At 39.8% G+C, this 18,671-nt stretch carries 22 protein-coding genes, 1 pseudogene and 1 riboswitch; of the genes and pseudogenes, 6 read left to right on the forward strand and 17 right to left on the reverse strand.

What is annotated here, in order from left to right; genetic code table 11:
* Positions 1 to 18 precede the first annotated feature (18 nt).
* Positions 19 to 438: a hypothetical protein gene (locus LF822_RS19495; protein WP_253925771.1), complete on the reverse strand. Its 420-nt coding sequence runs from the start codon at positions 436 to 438 to the stop codon at positions 19 to 21.
* Between the two features lie 127 nt (positions 439 to 565).
* Between LF822_RS19495 and LF822_RS19500 the strand changes: the two genes are divergently transcribed.
* From LF822_RS19500 to LF822_RS19510, 3 genes are all read left to right on the forward strand, one after another.
* The gene (locus LF822_RS19500) at positions 566 to 1,093 is read left to right on the forward strand and encodes a GNAT family N-acetyltransferase (RefSeq protein ID WP_253925772.1); all 528 of its coding nucleotides are present in this window, start codon (positions 566 to 568) and stop codon (positions 1,091 to 1,093) included.
* A 95-nt stretch (positions 1,094 to 1,188) separates the two neighbouring features.
* Entirely contained in the window at positions 1,189 to 2,187 is a 999-nt protein-coding gene (gene sppA / locus LF822_RS19505) for a signal peptide peptidase SppA (protein WP_253925773.1), read from the forward strand.
* A 13-nt stretch (positions 2,188 to 2,200) separates the two neighbouring features.
* Positions 2,201 to 2,737, forward strand: a complete 537-nt coding sequence (locus LF822_RS19510; protein ID WP_253925774.1) for an RDD family protein — start codon at positions 2,201 to 2,203, stop codon at positions 2,735 to 2,737.
* A gap of 71 nt (positions 2,738 to 2,808) precedes the next feature.
* Here the strand turns inward: LF822_RS19510 and msrA are convergent, their stop codons facing one another.
* The 5 genes from msrA to LF822_RS19535 form a co-directional block, all read right to left on the reverse strand.
* Complete coding sequence (gene msrA, locus LF822_RS19515) at positions 2,809 to 3,282, reverse strand: peptide-methionine (S)-S-oxide reductase MsrA (RefSeq protein ID WP_253925775.1); 474 nt, start codon at positions 3,280 to 3,282, stop codon at positions 2,809 to 2,811.
* Between the two features lie 122 nt (positions 3,283 to 3,404).
* Positions 3,405 to 3,526: riboswitch (SAM riboswitch) on the reverse strand.
* 87 nt (positions 3,527 to 3,613) lie between these two features.
* Positions 3,614 to 4,309, reverse strand: coding sequence for an AIM24 family protein (locus LF822_RS19520; RefSeq protein WP_253925776.1), 696 nt, complete (start codon positions 4,307 to 4,309; stop codon positions 3,614 to 3,616).
* Positions 4,310 to 4,385: 76 nt separating this feature from the next.
* Positions 4,386 to 4,919, reverse strand: a complete 534-nt coding sequence (locus LF822_RS19525; protein WP_253925777.1) for a chromate transporter — start codon at positions 4,917 to 4,919, stop codon at positions 4,386 to 4,388.
* A complete protein-coding gene (locus LF822_RS19530) occupies positions 4,916 to 5,497 on the reverse strand; it encodes a chromate transporter (protein ID WP_253925778.1) in 582 nt (193 codons plus the stop codon). Before LF822_RS19530 ends, LF822_RS19525 begins: the two co-directional genes overlap by 4 nt.
* 18 nt (positions 5,498 to 5,515) lie before the next feature.
* Entirely contained in the window at positions 5,516 to 7,129 is a 1,614-nt protein-coding gene (locus LF822_RS19535; protein WP_253925779.1) for a gamma-glutamyltransferase family protein, read from the reverse strand.
* Positions 7,130 to 7,366: 237 nt separating this feature from the next.
* Between LF822_RS19535 and LF822_RS19540 the strand changes: the two genes are divergently transcribed.
* The gene (locus tag LF822_RS19540) at positions 7,367 to 7,831 is read left to right on the forward strand and encodes an Lrp/AsnC family transcriptional regulator (protein WP_253925780.1); all 465 of its coding nucleotides are present in this window, start codon (positions 7,367 to 7,369) and stop codon (positions 7,829 to 7,831) included.
* Positions 7,832 to 7,883: 52 nt separating this feature from the next.
* On the opposite strand, the gene LF822_RS19545 is transcribed toward LF822_RS19540, so the two are convergent.
* The 4 genes from LF822_RS19545 to LF822_RS19560 all read right to left on the reverse strand — a co-directional run bounded on the left by LF822_RS19545 (position 7,884) and on the right by LF822_RS19560 (position 9,873).
* Positions 7,884 to 8,333 carry an NUDIX hydrolase gene (locus LF822_RS19545; RefSeq protein WP_253925781.1) on the reverse strand — a complete coding sequence of 150 codons (450 nt, stop codon included), beginning with the start codon at positions 8,331 to 8,333 and terminating at the stop codon, positions 7,884 to 7,886.
* A gap of 27 nt (positions 8,334 to 8,360) precedes the next feature.
* The gene (locus LF822_RS19550; protein WP_253925782.1) at positions 8,361 to 8,795 is read right to left on the reverse strand and encodes a GNAT family N-acetyltransferase; all 435 of its coding nucleotides are present in this window, start codon (positions 8,793 to 8,795) and stop codon (positions 8,361 to 8,363) included.
* A 237-nt stretch (positions 8,796 to 9,032) separates the two neighbouring features.
* The gene (locus tag LF822_RS19555) at positions 9,033 to 9,437 is read right to left on the reverse strand and encodes an HIT family protein (protein ID WP_253925783.1); all 405 of its coding nucleotides are present in this window, start codon (positions 9,435 to 9,437) and stop codon (positions 9,033 to 9,035) included.
* A 1-nt stretch (position 9,438) separates the two neighbouring features.
* The gene (locus tag LF822_RS19560; protein WP_253925784.1) at positions 9,439 to 9,873 is read right to left on the reverse strand and encodes a GNAT family N-acetyltransferase; all 435 of its coding nucleotides are present in this window, start codon (positions 9,871 to 9,873) and stop codon (positions 9,439 to 9,441) included.
* Positions 9,874 to 10,571: 698 nt separating this feature from the next.
* Between LF822_RS19560 and LF822_RS19565 the strand changes: the two are divergent.
* Positions 10,572 to 11,518: pseudogene (locus LF822_RS19565) on the forward strand (bile acid:sodium symporter family protein).
* A gap of 81 nt (positions 11,519 to 11,599) precedes the next feature.
* On the opposite strand, the gene LF822_RS19570 reads toward LF822_RS19565, so the two are convergent.
* The 3 genes from LF822_RS19570 to LF822_RS22945 form a co-directional block, all read right to left on the reverse strand.
* Complete coding sequence (locus LF822_RS19570) at positions 11,600 to 12,304, reverse strand: YqcI/YcgG family protein (protein WP_253925876.1); 705 nt, start codon at positions 12,302 to 12,304, stop codon at positions 11,600 to 11,602.
* Between the two features lie 136 nt (positions 12,305 to 12,440).
* Positions 12,441 to 13,682, reverse strand: a complete 1,242-nt coding sequence (locus tag LF822_RS19575) for a dicarboxylate/amino acid:cation symporter (RefSeq protein WP_253925785.1) — start codon at positions 13,680 to 13,682, stop codon at positions 12,441 to 12,443.
* Positions 13,683 to 14,279: 597 nt separating this feature from the next.
* On the reverse strand, positions 14,280 to 14,405 hold the full coding sequence (locus LF822_RS22945) for a hypothetical protein (protein WP_256522421.1): 126 nt from the start codon (positions 14,403 to 14,405) through the stop codon (positions 14,280 to 14,282).
* 122 nt (positions 14,406 to 14,527) lie between these two features.
* On the opposite strand from LF822_RS22945, the gene LF822_RS19580 reads away from it, so the two are divergent.
* Positions 14,528 to 15,013 carry a DinB family protein gene (locus tag LF822_RS19580; protein WP_253925786.1) on the forward strand — a complete coding sequence of 162 codons (486 nt, stop codon included), beginning with the start codon at positions 14,528 to 14,530 and terminating at the stop codon, positions 15,011 to 15,013.
* A gap of 29 nt (positions 15,014 to 15,042) precedes the next feature.
* Here LF822_RS19580 and hepT read toward each other — a convergent pair whose 3' ends face one another.
* From hepT to LF822_RS19600, 4 genes are all read right to left on the reverse strand, one after another.
* Positions 15,043 to 15,453 (reverse strand): type VII toxin-antitoxin system HepT family RNase toxin, encoded by a 411-nt coding sequence (hepT, locus tag LF822_RS19585; protein WP_253925787.1) that lies wholly within the window; start codon positions 15,451 to 15,453, stop codon positions 15,043 to 15,045.
* Entirely contained in the window at positions 15,443 to 15,847 is a 405-nt protein-coding gene (gene mntA / locus LF822_RS19590) for a type VII toxin-antitoxin system MntA family adenylyltransferase antitoxin (protein ID WP_253925788.1), read from the reverse strand. The genes hepT and mntA overlap by 11 nt, the downstream gene beginning before the upstream one ends.
* Before the next feature lie 323 nt (positions 15,848 to 16,170).
* A complete protein-coding gene (locus LF822_RS19595) occupies positions 16,171 to 17,238 on the reverse strand; it encodes a C45 family autoproteolytic acyltransferase/hydrolase (RefSeq protein ID WP_253925789.1) in 1,068 nt (355 codons plus the stop codon).
* Positions 17,239 to 17,933: 695 nt separating this feature from the next.
* Positions 17,934 to 18,671, reverse strand: a complete 738-nt coding sequence (locus LF822_RS19600) for an amino acid ABC transporter ATP-binding protein (RefSeq protein WP_253925790.1) — start codon at positions 18,669 to 18,671, stop codon at positions 17,934 to 17,936.

Raw genomic sequence — 18,671 nt, forward strand, 5'->3', positions numbered from 1 at the left:
GCCTAAATGACGTTGTAATTAAAAACTGATATCTACTGTATGATTGATTTTATTTAACAGCTCAGGGTGCTTTTCAGTGGATTGATAGCTGATCGTCCCTGAATCGTCTCCATTTTTCGGTAATAAGAACGTGCCATCCTCTAATACAGCAAAACTGAAATCAGCATCAGCACCGGCTGCAAGCTCACCCTCATCTGAAAAGCTGTAAGTGTACGTTTCCTGCTCGCCCATACTGTCTCTTATTTCATTCTCACTACCTTTTTCAATCTCCATGCCTTCTATTAAATTTAATAACTCATCGTTGATTTCTTCTTCCTGTCTCGCAGCCTTCTGCTCTTCCCTCGTTTGATTATCTTCTACCTTTTGAATATATAACGTATCAGCCAGCTGATCCCTGTCAATCTCAACTTCGTCCCTTCCACTTCCACAAGCACTCAAAATCGTCAAACTAAGGAATAAGAGTATATAATAGTATCGAATAGTTTCCCTACTTTCTATAATGAATCTCTTTTCCATTTAAAAGCGAAAATAATCCATTCGTCAAGTAGAAGAAAGGTGATAAGGCATGATTTCTTTAAAGTTTTTTCAAAAACAGGATTATGATCAGTTGATCAACTGTGTTGAATCTCCAGCCTTCCTGTTACAGTGGGCAGGCCCTGATTTTCATTATCCTCTTACATATGAACAATTAGATAACTATATACATGAAGCTAATAAACAAGACAGTACAACTTTTATTTACAAAGCTGTGGATTTAAACACTAATCAAACCGTAGGACATATAGGTTTAAAAAATATTGACCGCCACAACCGCTCAGTTCGAGTGGGCAAAGTGTTAGTTTATAAGGAAGCAAGGGGACAGGGTGTCGGACGACGCATGATGGAAGAGATCTTAAGCATTGCTTTTCTACAACTCGATATGCATAAGGTCACGCTAGGAGTCTTTGACTTTAACAAACCAGCGGTTCAGGCATACAAAAATGCTGGTCTTAAGATCGATGGTCTTCTGCGGGACCACCGGCGCTTTGAGAATGAGTATTGGAGTTTATTTGAGATGAGCATTCTATACCCAGAATGGAAAAGCAGCACGTAGCAAATTATTCAAATGATCTTTCGTGTAACTATATATTATTTGACAATTTTTTGCTACGATTGTAGTTCAATGCATTAAAGAAAGGACAGATAATCATGAAGAAACGATTAATTGCTATCGGGATTGCTGCCAGTTTATTAGTGATTGCCATCCTGATTCAAAGCATTAGTTTTTTAACATCTAATACGTTTTCAGACACCTCCGACGGCTTATTTGGAGGAAACAGCTCTGAGGGACCTACAGAAGAAGTAGTTGAATCCGGGTCTTCGTCCGAACGAATTGCCCGTATTTCTGTAGAAGGAACAATTATGAGCGGACAAGGGTCAAACCCTTTTATGGGTGAAGGGTATAATCACGAAGCATTACTCGAACAATTAGAAGCGATTAAAGAAGACTCCAGTATTAATGGAGTATTAATGTACGTAAACTCGCCGGGTGGAGGCGTATTTGAAAGTGCCGAAATTCACGATAAGCTTAATGAGTTAAAAGAAGAAGGAAAGTCTTTATATGTATCGATGGGAGGCATGGCTGCTTCCGGAGGTTATTACATATCAGCTCCCGCAGACCAAATTTATGCTTCTGAAGAAACGTTTACAGGCTCCTTAGGCGTAATTATGGAGAGTGTAAACTATGAAGAGCTGGCAGATGAATATGGAGTAGAATTCAACACAATTAAAAGCGGAGAATTCAAAGATATTATGAGCCCGACCAGAGAAATGACGGAGCAGGATGAAGAAATTCTACAGACATTAGTAGATGAATCCTACCAAAATTTTGTGAATGTCATAAGTGAAGGTCGAGATATGCCTGAAGATGAAGTTAGAGAAATTGCTGACGGAAGGATTTACTCGGGTCAACAAGCAGTTGATAACGGGCTGATTGATGATATAGGTTTTGAAGAAGATGCATTGGCTGCTCTTAAAGAAGAGGTCGGCGGCGACCCTGAAGTCATCGAATATAACCCAAGTGGCGAAACATTATTCGGCATGCCGATCGATGTCAGAAGCTTCCTGCCTACAAGTGAAGTGAAATGGGTTAATGAAATGATAGAACAGCGTCAAGGTCCAAGATTAATGTACATGTATTCTGAGTAAAGGAGGGGATTAGATGGACACAGTAGAACCGACTCATCAACCCAATCACTTAAACCAAGCTGTCAGTTCAAACTTAAATGAAATTCATCGTATTGTTTATGCAGGATTTGCACCGCGATTCTTTGCGTACATCATTGATTTAATCGTGATTTGGAGTTTAAACTCGATTATTACGAGGCCGCTGTTAAGGTTAACAAACCTTTCAGAAGCTGAACTTTGGATCGAACTTTTCAGTGCAGCAAATATTACTCAATCCATTGTGTTCTTCCTTTATTTTATCCTTATGACTTTCTTTTTCAGGGCAACTCTAGGAAAAATGGTTCTTGGCTTATCAGTTGAATCCCTCAAAGGCGATCAGCTCACAAAAGGGCAGATTATCTTCAGAGAATTCATCGGCCGTTATATCAGTATGGCTGTTATCGGGCTTCCCTACTTAGTGGTTATCTTTACGAAGAAGCATCAGGGAATCCACGATTTATTTGCGGATACTTCGGTTATTAAGGACAGAATGAAGAAATTTAATAAAGAAATCGAAACTTCTATACAATAGATTCTCATTGAAAATCTCCATAAAAAAAGAGCTCCCCCTCTCGCGCGAGAGGGGGAGCTCTTTTGAATTTATTAACCGATTCCACAAGCAAAGGAACCATTCTTTTGTGCATATTTCTGATGGTACTCTTCAGCGTCATAGAATTCTCCAGCACGTGTAACCTCAGTTACGATTTCACGCTTGAAGATTCCTTTATTCGTCCACTGCTGAATTTTTTCTTCAGCAATCGCTTTTTCTGCTTCATCCTGATAGAAAATGGCGGAACGGTATTGGTGCCCCACATCCGCACCCTGCCTATTCCTAGTTGTAGGATCGTGTGCTTCAAAAAAGATATTAACTAAACCGCCATATGTGATAATCTCCGGGTCATACTCTATACGGATAGATTCCGCATGCCCCGTCCTTCCCGTTTTCACTTGTTCATAGGTTGGATTGTGCACACGGCCGCCCGTATAACCTACTCGTGTATGTGTAATTCCTTCAAATCGCTCAAAGAATGCTTCAACTCCCCAAAAACATCCTGCTCCAAAAATTGCTGTCGCCATTTGTCATCTTCCCTTTCCATTAACAAAAAACTTCTACCTAAGAGAGTTTGACGGTATAAACTACCAAAAAACCCCTTTTCTTATCCAGTATAAGAAAAGGGGTCGTAATATTCCGTACGATCCTCTCATCTTCTAGAGTGAAATAACACTCTACAGGAATTGGCACCGTTCTTATCAATCCTTAGATTGATTCGATGGTTGCCGGGCATCAAAGGGCCAGTCCCTCCGCCTCTCTGGATAAGAAGTTTCCGTTATAATTTTAAGTTATTTTATATAATACAATGTTTCGATCTCGAAGTAAAGGCGCTTGCTTCATTTTCTAAAAAAATTACTAAGACCCGCTCCCTGTTGTCACAATTTCTTCAAAAGGCTGCACAATCACGAACCCTTCCCCTTTAAATTCCATCTGAATCGATTCACCGCTGCCCCGTCCAATGAAGGTTTTCAAGCTGACATCCGTTCGAAACTCAGGCTTCAAGTGACCAGACCAGGCCACTGTGGCATTAGGATCCGTTATTACCGGCTCCCCCGGCCGGACCAGTAAAGTCAGCGGTTCATAATGAGATGTAATCGCCACCCTCCCACTTCCTTCGAGCGTAACATTAAACAATCCACCAGACATCATTCCAGCTACTTTTTTCATGAGTTTAATATCCCAGGAAACCCCTGGTTCGAAGGCAAGAAGGTCGTTGCCGTTTACAGTAATGGCTTCATTATCCAAGTTAAAAATCGTAATCTTTTTTCCTTGATCTGCTAAGTATAAACGCCCTCTGCCTGCAGCCTTCATAAGGGAACTGCCTTCGCCAGAGAAAGCCTTTTTAAACATTTTGCCGACACCATGTTCAAGAATCCCTTCACGTTCAAACTTAATCGATCCATTATATGAAATCATTGAACCTGCCTTAGCCCATACATGGTCAGAGAGGTTCACTTCTAATATACGCGGTGTCTCCAATTCAAAGAACTCATTTTCACTTTCATCCTGCTTCGTTTTTCGAATAAATTCATTAATAGAATAATTGCTCATTCCTGTACGCCCCTTTCTTGTCTCGTCCTTATTGTATACGAAAAAGTTCAGGTAAATGATTCAAATAATAAAATATCTATCCTCCAAGAAACACAGCCCCGTAAAATAGGGATCCTGCAATGACGAATGCGGGATGAATTTTCACCCGTTCCAATAAAATGTAGCTGACTGCAATTAAAAACATCGTTTGAATCAGTCCAGCGGATCCGTAAGAAGTCGCAAAGAACTGATACGCCATAACACCAAGCAATATAGCAATAACAGGACGAATAAACGAGGTCATTGCTTTCACACGGGGTGAACCTTTAAATTTATTTAATAAACTTAATAAGGCAATCATCAATATAAGAGATGGTGCGACTGTAGCAAAAACTCCGATAAACGCTCCTAATATTCCAGCCTGTTCATAGCCAATAAATCCGGCCATTTTTGTTGCAATAGGTCCAGGCAGTGCGTTGGCTACCGCCAGCATTTCACTAAACTCGTTAACCGACATCCAACCGAACCGGCCCACTACTTCATTCTCAACGAGAGGGATGGATGCCGGTCCGCCGCCGTACCCCACTATCCCGGGGATAAAGAAAGCAACGAATATTTGCCAGTAAATCATAATGAGGACTCCTTGTTTTTATTACTTTGCTCCAATACCTTCTCATTCCGGGCAGGCCGTACCAGGGCATAAATTAAAAGTAATAAAATGATTATACCTGGGTGAACTCCTGCCGCTTCTATCAATAAAAGCGAGACCCCTGCCAATAATACAGTGATCCACAACCCCAGATTCTCTTTAGATTTCTTAATGAAATCAAATGTTAACGTGGCTAACATGACTCCAACTACAGGAACTACCGCCTGTGTCATTCCATTAACCCAGCTCAGCTCTCTAAAGTTGTTAAGAAATGATAACAATATAATTAGTACAGCAATAGTAGGGATTATCGTCGCTAATATCGCGTTGAACATGCCTGCATATCCTGAAACCCTATACCCGATATATCCAGCCATTTTTGTCGCTATAGGTCCAGGAAGAGAATTCCCCAATGCTAGAATGTCTGCGAAATCATCGTCAGAAAGCCATTTATATTTCTCAACCACTTCTTTATGAACCAGGGGTATGGAGGATGGACCTCCTCCATACCCGAATATCCCTACTCTAAAAAAGGCAAGGAAGAGATTCCATTGCTGCATATTAGACACCCAACTCCTTTAATAGGCAGATATTGTACCATCTGTCCTTGATTCTGTACCGCCGAATAATACTCCAGTTTCTTCATCTCTCCATATCATCTGACCTCTACCAAATCCATCACTATCTAATTGCACTTCAATTTGATGCCCCTTTCTATGAAGAGCCTGAGCAAGGTGTGAAGGAAAGTCAGGTTCTACAAAGACGGTTTTATCTTTTATCCATTGCCAGCGGGGCGCATCTAAAGCGGCTTGAGGATTTAACCCAAAATTAATCGTATTCATCAAAACTTGAAGATGCCCTTGCGGTTGCATAAACCCTCCCATTACACCAAATGGTCCCACAGATTTACCATTCTTAGTTAAGAATCCCGGTATGATAGTGTGGTAAGAACGTTTATTTCCCTCTAAAGAGTTAACATGTTCAGGATCCATTGAAAAATTGTGGCCGCGGTTTTGTAATGATATTCCTGTACCCGGTATCACAACTCCGGCTCCAAAACCCATGTAGTTACTTTGAATAAAAGAGACCATATTCCCCTCATTATCTGCCGTAGCTAAATATACAGTTCCTCCTTTAGGTGGCTCACCCGCTTCTGGAGTTCCTGCCTCATCACCTATTAAAGCTCTGCGCTTTTGAGCGTATTTGGAATTTAGAAGTTGCTCAGGTCTAACTTCCATATGAGCAGCATCCGCAATATACTTTTCTCCGTCAGCGAATGCTAATTTCATCGCCTCGATTTGACGATGGTAGGTAGAAACGTCTTCTTTATTAAGATTAGTGAATCCATTCATAATATTCAATGCAGAGAGTGCAACCATCCCTTGACCATTTGGGGGTATTTCCCAAACGTCATAGCCTTTATAATTCACTGATATTGGCTCTACCCATTCTGGTTTAAATCTTATTAAATCTTCTTTCCTTATGTATCCCTGATGTTTTTTAGAAAAAGCATCAATTTTGTCTGCCAACTCTCCATGATAGAAATCTTCAGCTTTCGATTCAGCAATTCTTCTCAGTGTACTTGCATGGTTAGGTGAACGCCACATTTCTCCTATTTTAGGTGCCCTGCCATCGGGAGCAAAAGTTTCAAACCAATAACGGGACTCTTCACCTTTTAGTTCATCTTTAAATTTTCTGATGCCTAAATCCCAAAATTTACCTAAAATTGGACTGATAGGAAAACCATTTTCAGCGTATTCAATTGCTGGGGCGAGAATTTCTGTTAAAGGAAGCTTTCCAAAATGCCTGGACAACTCTGCCCACGCTCCTGGCGCGCCAGGGACAGTCACTGGAGTTAAACCATACTTAGGAATTTCATCATATCCGCGTGCCTTCAAATCATCTATAGATATAGAGGAAGGCGATTGTCCACTGCTGTTTAAGCCATAAAGTTTATCTTTAACCCATACGAGCGCGAATGCATCACCACCGATTCCATTAGAAGTAGGCTCAACTACAGTTAAAGTTGCCGCCGTTGCAATTGCTGCATCTATTGCATTTCCTCCTTTTTTCAATATGTATAACCCTGCCTGTGAGGCTAGTGGTTGTGATGTAGAGACCATTCCCTTTTGTGCGACTGCTGCCATTCTTCTAGAAGTGTAAGGCTGATAAAGATAATCTAAGTTCTTCATTCTAAATCCCCTTTACATTAAATTATTCGTCTACTTAAAATTACTTTCAATCTATAAATTAACTAAAAAATAATCATTGTTAATTTAAATAGACTTTTTAATTAACATTCGGTAAAATAATTATAAGCGATATTTCTAAATATTTAAAGAGTTTTTTTGAAATGCAAGTTTGATGCAATAAATACTTCATGCTACTATTTTGATACGTAAACTTGAATTTTAAGATAGGTGGATAAAATGGAAATAAACCAAAGAAAGATTGACGAAATAGATAAAAGGATATTAAAGTTGTTAACTGAAGATGGGCGACTATCCTATGCGGATATCGGTAAACAGTTAAACCTCTCCCGTGTTGCAGTGCGTACAAGGGTCAATCAACTCATTGAGAATGGGGTAATAGAAAAATTCACAGCCGTCGTTAACAGCGAAAAAGTCGGGAAGGAAGTTTCTGCTTTTTTTGAAGTCGATTGTGAACCTAGAGCTCTGGTAGAGGTAGCGGAGAATCTCGCGAACAACCCTTATGTCGCCAGCTGCTATCAAATGACAGGACCAAGTACGTTACATATGCACGTGTTAGTTAGTGATTTCACGGAGTTAGAATCATTCATTAACAAAGAACTTTATGCTTTGCAGGGCATTACACGGGTGGAAAGCCATATTCTGCTGCGCCGCTTTAAGAGCAGAAGCGGACTGAAACTATAAAAAAGACAGGGTCTTCTTTATCAGAAGAAGACCCTGTCTTTTTAAATGTACTTTATATGTTCAATAAATCTTCAATCATTTTTCTATGACTTCCTACCATTTGGTCTGGCAGCTGATGCTTAGGGAAAAACTTACACTGAAGCGATTCTTTTTTGCTTGATACAATCTCCCCTTGGAAGGAAGTAGTGTAATATGCTCCAGTAACTGAATAAAACTCATCACCGTTTTCTGCAACTGTATAGAATTCATTTCCTGAATAAATGTCGATCAACTTTAAGTTCTCGACAACTAAATTAGTTTCTTCAAGTACTTCTCGCTTCGCCGTATCTTCCATTGATTCTCCAAGCTCCATCAGTCCTCCAGGAAGTCCCCAGACTCCACTAGGATAAGTTCGCTGCTCTAACAACAATTCTTCTTTTTCGTTTAGAATCGCTACTACGGCTCCCGTAAGTATTAATGGGCGATGCCCTACGATTTTTCTCAAGTCCTCAACATAACCCAATCCACAACAACCTTCCTTTCCGGCTGTTTATAAAGATTTTTTTAATGTGTAGAAGTTTGTGCCTGGGAAATAGTCTTTAATTTCACCTACCACTTTGTAACCATTGGCTTCGTAGAATTTCCTTGTACGATGTTCAAAGGTGGTGAGCATCGCATAATCTGCGCCTCGTTTTCGTGCCATGTTCTCGACAGTACGCAGCAACTCTGTGCCTATTCCTTTTCCACGGTACTGCTCGTACACCCAGCAATCATTAATCTCCAGCCAATTCCAGTACAACTCTGAAGAAATTCCACCCATCCATTTCTGTTCCTCATTAGAAACCATCATATTGATCGGTTGAACAGCCTCTTTGTTTTTTGCGAGATAAGTAGAATATTCTTTCTTACATTGTGCCAGCTTTTGATAAATAAAATCAGAAAACTCCCCTCGTCCTTCCATATCAATTGTTACGTTATAGTTCACTTTTTTTATGTCACCTCTAATAATGGAATTAAAAACAGTTGTCTAGTTCTGGATGACTAAATATTCACCAAAAATATTTTAGCATAAACAGGAAAACTTTAGAACTTATATCCATTTTACTATGAAATTTTTTACATCTTAACCCTATGAACTTAGACGACTGCTCATAGTAAAAAGTTTTACGTTTCCCCAAATAAATTTACTTTTTTTCAAAACTCTTTTTACGTTGTGTTTGTTCTACTTGTTTCTCCTAAATGCTCTCTTATTCTCAGCCTGTTTAATCCAGAATCTGATACCTTTCCCCGCAAGTGGTTCATCTGCAAATCGCGGGATCACATGCAGATGGGCATGAGGAATCGACTGCCCGCCTGCCTCCCCTGTATTCCAGCCAATACTGTATCCATCTGGTACATAATACTCATCCAGTCTTTTCTTCGCCTTCAGCAGTAATTCCCGGGAATCCTCCCATTCCTGGATAGACAGTTCAAATACATTTCTTCTATGTTCTTTTGGAATAATTAGACCACTTCCTTCTAAAACCTCCTGTTCGTCTTCTTTTTGTATAAAATAACAGGTCTCGGTTTCATCTATAACCAGCTGCTCCTCATCTCTAAATAGATTACAAAAAATACATTCTTTCATTTCATCTCTCCATATTCTTCATAAAAACATAGCTTACTCGGTCGTAACCCATTTTTTGTTCGTAAAAACGATGAGCCTCTTCTCTTTGCAGACCGGAGGAAAGAGCCACTTTATGGTATCCTTTTTCTTCTGCCCATTGATGAATAAAAGTCAACAGCTCCTGCCCATAACCTGTTGAACGAAGATTTTCTCTAACAACTAAATCACATACCCAGACAAACCTTCCATAATATAATGTGATCATAGTTTTGAATCCAGCGAGGGCTGCAATTTCTTCACCTTCAAACAAGCCGAATAAATGATACATGTCTTTTTCCATAGCTTCTCTTACTAAATCGACATAGTCTTGTTGCTCTAAATGAGTTCGGAGCTGCTTCATTACAGGAAAACCAATTTTTATTTCCTCATCCGTCAGTAGTTCCTTTATTTCAGCCATTTATATTCCCCTCACCTGTATTACATCGAACAATACTAAATTAATTAAATTCAGAGTTAGTGTTGTATCTCTCCAAACCTAAATGAATGATTAGTCATTCATTTATTAATGTAAAAAAAACTTCCCTGTCTAGGATACTATTATTCTACAGGAAAGTTAAGGAAATTCAAGAGAGATTAGATGAATCTAATTAAAAATGTAATAAATATTAAAAACGGGATAATGAATGTAAATGTATTTATAGCCTGCAAAGTACTTAAGCCCCTGCTGACATAATTCCTTCTTCTTTGTTCACCTCTTATAAACTGGAAAGAAAGAAATGAAAGAAAAGGTACAAAGAAGCCTAGTCCGCCCTGCTTATGAGGAAGAGCTCCTGATACTTCTAAAGTTAATATAATAAGTAAAATTACGTTCGTTATGAAGAAAACGAGCGGAATAAAATACGAGCGAATAAACAAAAACTCACTCCTTCTCTGCGTTGTGAATTCTAATCGAAGTATGTACCATATTAAACCCTGACTCTATCCACTTTACCACAATTATTATTGGTATTACGATTACGATTTTTTTACAAAACGATAAAAATTTCGGTAGGTTATCATTCTTTTCATTTTTTTTCTATACAGTACATCTTTCTTTTGTCTGAAAATAACGTATAATCTGACATTATATTTCTTTTACATCAAGGAGGAGTACATATGCGTACGTTAGAAAAAATCAGCAGTTTTGTAGGGAGTACTTTTGCAATCTGGGTATTATTATTTGCGGTATTATCTTTTATATATCCTTCCGCCTTTGAATGGATCTCTCCTTACATCGTTCCCCTGCTGGGAATTATTATGTTTGACATGGGACTCACCCTCTCAAAAAATGACTTTAAAGAAGTATTTCGCCGTCCTAAAGATGTGGCCATAGGAGTAGCTGCTCAATTTACTTTGATGCCACTTCTCGCATTCCTTCTAGTCACCGTCTTACCTGTTTCTACAGAAGTAGCCGCAGGTGTGATTTTAGTAGGATGCTGCCCTGGCGGTACAGCTTCGAACGTCATGACGTATTTATCAAAAGGAGATACGGCTTTGTCTGTAGCGATAACGTCGCTCCTGTTGTAACTCCGGCACTCATGCTTTTATTTGCAAGTCAGTGGCTTCCTGTATCAGCTTATGACATGTTTCTCTCAATCGTAAACGTCGTCTTGATTCCTATTATTCTAGGATTGATTGTGCGGGCCATACTTGGGACAAAAGTGGAAGCAGGTATTAAATCGGTACCACTCGTGTCAGTTACAGCTATTGTAGCGATCGTTGCCGCAGTGATTGGAGCGAACCAGCAGCAGATTATGGAGACAGGACCTATGATTTTCGCCATTGTGGTTGTGCATAACTTACTTGGCTACCTGACAGGATATGGACTAGGAAAATTATTTAAAATGGGACCGGCAAAACAACGGGCTGTATAAATTGAAGTCGGCATGCAGAATTCTGGACTTGGAGCTTCACTTGCATCCGTTCATTTTAGTCCTTTAGCTGCAGTTCCGAGTGCTATTTTCAGTGTATGGCATAATATTTCCGGCCCTGTAGCCGCTACTATCTACCGGAAAATGAAGGAAAAAGAATCATCTGCCTCTTCTGTAGACCGGGCTTCCTAAGCAATGGTACTACTCCGAATTTACAACTGTGAAAGTGTCAACGCTATTAGTAAACATGTTAAAAAAGAACGAAGAGTCAAATTACGACTCTTCGTTCTTTTTATGGGAAAAAGGACATTTCCCATGCAGCGGCTCTATGTCGTCCCCGATAAAATACTGCTTCCATTCGCGATGCTCAGGATCCCCGTAGTGGCTTATATTAGGATGCTTCGGCAGCTGATCCCACTTTTCCACCCGTTCCCTTACTTTTTCCCGAGACATTACCCCGCCCTCTGAGGTGCCTTCAAGACCTTCAAAGATACGACGGGGTTGAAAGCCTAATACAAGGCTGTTTCCTAAGTCCCTCGTCTTTCTTTGATGATAAGCTGGAGCATTCCCAAAAGCAAAAAAAGGTTCTTCCGCAAAGGAGAATGCCCATAAATGATGGTCAGGGTCAGTTGGATAATCCTTTGGCCAAGGTTTTGGATCCTGATTATGTAAATACTGTAGAATGTTCCAGAAGTACTCTCTGTAATAAGGGATGGATTTCTCCTCCTTCTCTGGTTCTACGAAAAGAAAGAAACCATGCCGAATCATACGCTTCTGGTCATCAAATAACCGTATAAATGTCTCTAATGTGTCAGGCAGGTGCTCCCAGTTATCATGCGTAATGTAAGAATATCTCAATTCTCCGCGCTTTTCTCCCGACATCCCAAAGTAACAGGGAAATGTTTTATCTGTCACCACATCGCGAAAAGTTTCGTACTCTCTTTTCACCCAGGCAGGAACTTTATCTAAATTGGTCATATCTTCCTTCGTTAAAAGAACACTCAACTCTACTCTCACCTCTTTAAGCTATAATAGTTGTTTCATTCCCTGCTGCCGCCAATTAAAAACAGCTGAATGAAAAAGAGCTTACTCTTATTGAGCAAGCTCCTCTTCACTATACAGGTTCTTCTGCCGTATTAGGCGGTGCCCCTTTATCTTTTTCTGATTTATCAATGGCAACCGCGCAGGCTGCATCACCCGTAATGTTAACGGCTGTACGAGCCATATCAAGCACACGGTCAATACCTAGAATAAGCGCAATTCCTTCAACTGGAAGAGACACTTGGTTCAGAACCATTGCAAGCATAATTAATCCTACGCCCGGCACACCTGCTGTACCGATACTTGCCAGCACTGCCGTTAATACCACCATAATTAATTGAGCGAAGGAAAGTTCACTGCCGTACACTTGTGCAATAAATAGTGTAGCAACCCCTTGCATAATTGCTGTACCGTCCATATTAACAGTAGCTCCCAGCGGCTGTACGAAACTGCTCACCGGTTTGGAAACACCAAGGCGTTCCTGGGCTGTTTTCATTGAAATTGGAAGGACAGCACTACTACTTGACGTACTGAACGCTACAGTCATTGCAGGGAAGAAATTTTTGAAAAAGTGAATTGGGTTCATCTTACCTATAAAGTAGACAATCGAACTATAGAAAAGAGCCCCGTGAATAACTAATCCTGCCAAAACGAGAAGCATGTAAGCAAGCATCGCTTTCATCCCGTCAATTCCCATCTCACCAATTGCAGAAGCCAGTAATCCAAATGCACCATAAGGCGCAAAACGCATAATTAGATTAACCAGCCACATCATGACTTCATTACCTTGTTCTAAAAGACTGTATAAGCCTGCTGTCTTCTGCCCAAGCATAGCCAATGCCAGCCCTATAAAGATAGAGAACGTAATAATTTGAAGCATATTTTCTTCTGCCATAGACTGCAGTGGATTTTCTGGAATAATATTAGTAAATGTATCCACAACGCCAGGAGATTCTTCTTCCTGCTCATAAGACGCCCCTGATGTATCTATGTTTGCATTGCCTGGTTCAAATACGAAAGCAAGCAATAAAGCAATTGTGATCGCAACCGTTGTTGAAACCAGGAAGAAAGCAATTGTTTTACCTCCGATACGCCCCAGTTTCTTTGGGTCACCTAAAGAAGCTGTTCCAAGGGTAATCGAAAAGAATACAATCGGAACAACCAGCATTTTAATTAAATTAAGAAATATAGTCCCTAATGGATCGAACACATACGTATTTAATGTACTAAATAAATCTGGTGAAGTAAGATTTAAGACTAAACCAATAGCTGCACCCAAGATTAAACCTATAAATATTTTAATGGTTAAGTTCATACATTTACGCCTCCTTCTCGTAGTTGTAAAAGCTCGTTTACTCCTATATATGAATTTGTATAGAAGTTTATGTTTCTGAAAATTCAGCCAAATAAATGGTGGCGATGGCAATTCGTGTGGAATGGTCCTTTTCTAAATTATCAGACCAAAGCATAAAATAATATACAACATAGTTCCTATATTATTTACATAATCATGCAGTAAAAAGAGGGAACATGTAGAGTAGAATATCTTTCCTATTATTATAGAGGGAAGCTTAAAGTGAAATTATGACACTTTCCATCAGTTTCTAATATCAACTACCATTCATGACAATTCACAATTTCATTACTGTTCGCTGCTCTCGCTCCTATAAGGATCCACTCGATAAAAGAGTTCAAACACTTTAGGCTGATCTTCCTTTGAATCCTTCACACCTTTTACTATAACAGAAGTATAGCAGCTTTCCCCTATGAATTGGTCCATAATCGATACAGATCTTTAGACCTGGTAATGAATCATAACATTACTTAAAGTATTCGTAAGTTCAGCCTCATCCCTTCCGATAAATGATACTTGAGCTTTCTTAATCTCAGCTTATATAGAGATTTTGCTTTTTTAACATTTATTCAAGTCGTTTAATTCAATCAGCTGCTCATTCAGCCAGACCTCTTTAGCGGCTTCTGAAAAATAGAACTGCGGAAAGAATATTACTCTCTCACCTATTACTGATTCTACAATCATACATAGCAATAATTCCTATGTACAAATTTAAATATAAGGAACGTGTAATAAGGGGTGAGAAAAGAATCTTTGAAGTGAATATGGTAAAATCAAAACACGCTTCCAGTGAAAGGATGATAAGCATGTATGGAATTGAAGAAAAACGTGAAGAAGTTCTTTCGTTTATTAAAGAAGTTCCCGCCTCACAAATGAACCAAAGACCCACACCTGCATCCTGGTCCATTATAGAAATTACAGAACACCTTTTCTTGATGGAACAGTTAATCAGCTACCAAATTGGAAAAGCATTTGAAGAAGGTTCACCAAAGGAAACAAGTGAAAAGCCTATTCACAAAACGACCAATCGAGATTATAAAGTAGACGCCCCGGAAGCCGTACAGCCTAAAGGACAAATGAAGAATGGGCAGGAAGCAATAGACGCTCTAGCTAAAAGCAGAGAAGCCCTTTTGTTTCTCATCCATAATAAAGACGAGGAAACACTCAAGAAATATGCCTTCCCTCACCCTGCTTTCGGGGATTTAAACATAAAGCAATGGGTGGAATTTATAGGATGGCACGAAATTCGTCACCTCGAGCAAATGAAGGAAGTCCACAAAAAAACAAGCTAAAAAAAGAGGCAGCTTTAGTAAGCTGTCTCTTATGCATTCGTTTTTATTATTTGTTTTCCCAATATAGATAAATCTTTCAGGTCCTGTTCAATCGTACGCTTTAGAGCATTCAAATTAAGTTTTCTGCTGTCACCAACCGCCACATGCCGGAATTCTTCTATATTTTTCATTTTGAGCTTCAATGAATGATCTATAATTCCTCTTTCATATAAAATATCGAAAGAATCCCGGTAACTCTGGGGAACGCCTAAATTATACTCAGCTACAATGTGTATGGATAAGTCAATGGCAGCTTTACATGCCCGATGGATGTTAAGCACAATAGAATCCTGTTTAATGTTATCCAAAAGCTGATTCGGGTTATCATCATAAACCGTGTACACCTTCTGAATGCTTCTTTCCATAGAGTTTATTTTCCTTACGATTATTTCATCCTTCATCCAACGCCCTTCTTTCATTGATGCGATTAGCGATACAATTTTGCTCTTCGTTGAGTAGAGCATACATACTAAAGGCTTTCATCTGCATGCCCATGCGTAAAAATTCATTCTCGGAATAAATAACCGTCCCTCTTGAAAAGATTTGAGTCTGAAATACGTAAGAAGCATTTCGCAAATCTATAAGGTTTACTTCAATATCAATCAACTCTGCCAATTGCTGAGCAATTAAGAAAAGTTTGTAAGAAGAATGGTTTATATCACTGCAAAAAGCAAGATCAATATCACTTTCACCTCTCTCCCCGCCGTTTTGATACGAACCAAACATTACAATAAAAGACGGTTCTAATTTCCTCGTCAGAAACGCTCTCATATACGGAATGATATTAACATGCAAAGCATCACCCCTTTACTAAAACAGCTTAACAGCCAACAAAAAGAGCTGACACGAGCCAGCTCTTACCGCTACAACCTTACCAATCTAACATTTCCCTTCAAGTGGTCAAGTGTATTCTTCATATCATCTATAAGGCTGCCTTACCTAAAATGTCCTTCTAATCATTCTCTTATAATACGCTGTTCCTCAAAGGAAGAGTTTCTAAACATCTTTTTTCAAAAATCAGTAAATCCTATTTGTCTCTCATGTCAGATTAGGGTCTCTGATCCTGGTGATAACCTATATTTGCCTGATATTAATAAGACGCACTCTCTATGAGCGCGTCACTTACGTCCTGTCCAATAAGCCCCTTCGTCCATATGCACAAAAGGAATATCAGTGTCCACTTCGCCTGTTATTCTATCCTCGGAGAAATTCTTACCTTTTAACCATAGTGCAAAATCAAACTCTGTGGGCGGCTGATCCCCGCCCAATGCAAACCATGTCTTCATTTCATCAGGCAGATAACCTGACGTATGAATAGTTCCTGCCCAATTCCTGTATTGCTTTGAAAAAACACCTTGGTCTGTATCATTCATTAATCGAAACGCCTCGCAGGCATTATTAATATGCCCGCGTGCTGCGTTTATAGCATTCAGTCTTTTCATCGAATCTTTAAGGTGATTTCTGTTTTCCTTTTTTAAAATTTCAAAGTGATTCGTACAAACATCAGAAGTCCGCACTTCCACTCCGCGCGGAGAAGCCTCGACTACGAAAGTCTGATTACTGCGGTCAAAAACAATATAGCTGAAAGAGTGCCTATGTGGAATTACCTTCAGCATGTTCACGGCTTCATCCAGATTGGCACATGATTCTAATATCAATCTTCCAATCATACAGCAGATAAACCCGTCGCCTGGATTTTTTCGATGCATAAAGTTATAGCCGATGACAAGCCCATGCTCATTCATCCCATCCATACGACCTGTAATTCGCTGGGAGGGGCCGGCAATAGCATTTCCTCCATCAGTCGGCTGAAAAAATATGTACCGTCCTTCATAGGTTTTCGGCATGTAGTCGTAATTACGAATGAAGTAGCCATCTCCTGTCATAATGGAACATCCGGAACGTTTGTAATCAATACGGTAGCCGCCATACTCCATCAGGACACGCTCCATCGGCCAGTCCAAACCATCACGAAGACCGAGGAGTTCATCCCATAACAATGGAGCGAATGTAGTAATGGCCGATTTCACTTCCTCTTCCTTTACAATAAACCTAGGCTTTCGCACTCTCCACTGTTTCTCGCGATTTTTCACTGTTAAAGAGTCTTTTAATAACCTTCCCTGCTCATATCCAAACTCGTAATGAGTTCCTCTAAACTGCAGTATATTACTATGTATTTGTTTCATGTTTTACCCTCTTTTTGTCATTAGTATCTTTCTTAGTGTAAAGGAGGACTTATAGTAGATAAAGGATTTAAACTCGTACGGATTAATTGTCTAATTACTAAGAAAGCGATACAGACGTATTTAATTGGCGTACAGTTTAGGACCAGGAATAAACAAAAAGGCACCCCGGCTTGAGGGTGGCCACTGAAAAAGTCCTTTCTGCTTTTAAAGTTTGTTGTTGCTTCTCACGAATCGCTTATCGGTGGATGCTTGCCGCGGGCACGGCCTCAGCTAACTTGGTCAAGAAGATCACTTGACCAAGTGGATCTTCGGCTCGCGCTGTTCCCGCGACGCACCGGACGTGCTAGTGTCGATGTTGGCCACAGGACGTGGCCGGTTTTAATCGACCAGGCGTCACCACCGAACGCTCATCGTGGCATGAACAGAGGGTAAAACGAGAAGGTGTGATTTTCTTTGATATATAAAAGAAAGTCACTTTTTTTCTTGTCCAATGAAAGGAATACATAAAAATAAGGGATTCGATGTTAGCTGTCCATTATTCTTGAATTTAATGAAGAAATAGATGGCACAAACCTCTTGAAATTAGATGAAAAGCGGTCTGTATGAAAACTAAATTCCACGCAGACCGCTTTTTAAGAAAGCTGCTTTTCTCAGACCTTCAGTTTTTCAGTGGCCTAGCTTGAGGCACCTTTTTCTTACTGATTGATTAAATTCAAGAATTCCTTTGTTCTTTGTTCTTTAGGCTTGGAGAATACTTCATCCGGCTTCCCTCTTTCAATAATCCGGCCCTGATCCATAAATATCACTTCATCCGCCACACTTCTAGCGAATTTCATTTCATGAGTAACAACGACCATCGTCCTGCCCTCTTCGGCTAACTGTTTCATAACAAGCAGCACTTCACCAACCAATTCTGGATCTAATGCTGAAGTTGGCTCATCAAACAGCATCACTTTAGGATCTATAGCCATGGCACGTGCAATTCCCACTCGCTGCTGCTGACCTCCTGAGAGCTGATGGGGATAAACATTCACTTTCTCTGAAAGCCCTACCTTTTTAAGAAGTTCTTCAGCTTTTTTTCGGGCTGCTTTTTTGTTTACACCTTGTACAGTAACAGGGCCTTCCATCACGTTTTCTATTGCTGTAAAGTGAGGAAATAGATTATAAGTTTGAAATACCATCCCTGTCTGTTTTCTAAAAGAAAGAACTTCTTTCTTAGTTATCCTTTTAGTAAAGTCAACGGTCTGCTGATCGATGGATATTGAGCCCTCTTCCGGTTGTTCGAGGATATTTAAGCACCGCAAAAGTGTAGTTTTTCCAGAACCGGACGGACCGATAATAACGACAACCTTCCCCTTTTCAACCTCCAAATTAATATCCTTTAAAACAACTAAGTCACCGAATTGTTTGGTGATTTTCTTCATTGAAATCAT

The sequence above is a fragment of the Halobacillus sp. A5 genome, assembly GCF_024189315.1.
Lineage (GTDB): Bacteria > Bacillota > Bacilli > Bacillales > Halobacillaceae > Halobacillus_A.

What these genes read in the sequence shown, in the direction of transcription:
- msrA (WP_253925775.1), bottom strand. Translation starts at nt 3,282, where the DNA reads ATGGCGACAGCAATTTTTGGAGCAGGATGTTTTTGGGGAGTTGAAGCA.
- LF822_RS19525 (WP_253925777.1), bottom strand. Translation starts at nt 4,919, where the DNA reads ATGATTTACTGGCAAATATTCGTTGCTTTCTTTATCCCCGGGATAGTG.
- LF822_RS19570 (WP_253925876.1), bottom strand. Translation starts at nt 12,304, where the DNA reads ATGACCAATTTAGATAAAGTTCCTGCCTGGGTGAAAAGAGAGTACGAA.
- sppA (WP_253925773.1), top strand. Translation starts at nt 1,189, where the DNA reads ATGAAGAAACGATTAATTGCTATCGGGATTGCTGCCAGTTTATTAGTG.
- LF822_RS19575 (WP_253925785.1), bottom strand. Translation starts at nt 13,682, where the DNA reads ATGAACTTAACCATTAAAATATTTATAGGTTTAATCTTGGGTGCAGCT.
- LF822_RS19535 (WP_253925779.1), bottom strand. Translation starts at nt 7,129, where the DNA reads ATGAAGAACTTAGATTATCTTTATCAGCCTTACACTTCTAGAAGAATG.
- LF822_RS19500 (WP_253925772.1), top strand. Translation starts at nt 566, where the DNA reads ATGATTTCTTTAAAGTTTTTTCAAAAACAGGATTATGATCAGTTGATC.
- LF822_RS19520 (WP_253925776.1), bottom strand. Translation starts at nt 4,309, where the DNA reads ATGAGCAATTATTCTATTAATGAATTTATTCGAAAAACGAAGCAGGAT.
- hepT (WP_253925787.1), bottom strand. Translation starts at nt 15,453, where the DNA reads ATGAAGGATGAAATAATCGTAAGGAAAATAAACTCTATGGAAAGAAGC.
- LF822_RS19595 (WP_253925789.1), bottom strand. Translation starts at nt 17,238, where the DNA reads ATGAAACAAATACATAGTAATATACTGCAGTTTAGAGGAACTCATTAC.
- LF822_RS19600 (WP_253925790.1), bottom strand. Translation starts at nt 18,671, where the DNA reads ATGATTTCAATGAAGAAAATCACCAAACAATTCGGTGACTTAGTTGTT.
- LF822_RS19510 (WP_253925774.1), top strand. Translation starts at nt 2,201, where the DNA reads ATGGACACAGTAGAACCGACTCATCAACCCAATCACTTAAACCAAGCT.
- LF822_RS22945 (WP_256522421.1), bottom strand. Translation starts at nt 14,405, where the DNA reads ATGATTGTAGAATCAGTAATAGGTGAGAGAGTAATATTCTTTCCGCAG.
- LF822_RS19555 (WP_253925783.1), bottom strand. Translation starts at nt 9,437, where the DNA reads ATGAAAGAATGTATTTTTTGTAATCTATTTAGAGATGAGGAGCAGCTG.
- LF822_RS19540 (WP_253925780.1), top strand. Translation starts at nt 7,367, where the DNA reads ATGGAAATAAACCAAAGAAAGATTGACGAAATAGATAAAAGGATATTA.
- LF822_RS19560 (WP_253925784.1), bottom strand. Translation starts at nt 9,873, where the DNA reads ATGGCTGAAATAAAGGAACTACTGACGGATGAGGAAATAAAAATTGGT.
- LF822_RS19530 (WP_253925778.1), bottom strand. Translation starts at nt 5,497, where the DNA reads ATGCAGCAATGGAATCTCTTCCTTGCCTTTTTTAGAGTAGGGATATTC.
- LF822_RS19580 (WP_253925786.1), top strand. Translation starts at nt 14,528, where the DNA reads ATGTATGGAATTGAAGAAAAACGTGAAGAAGTTCTTTCGTTTATTAAA.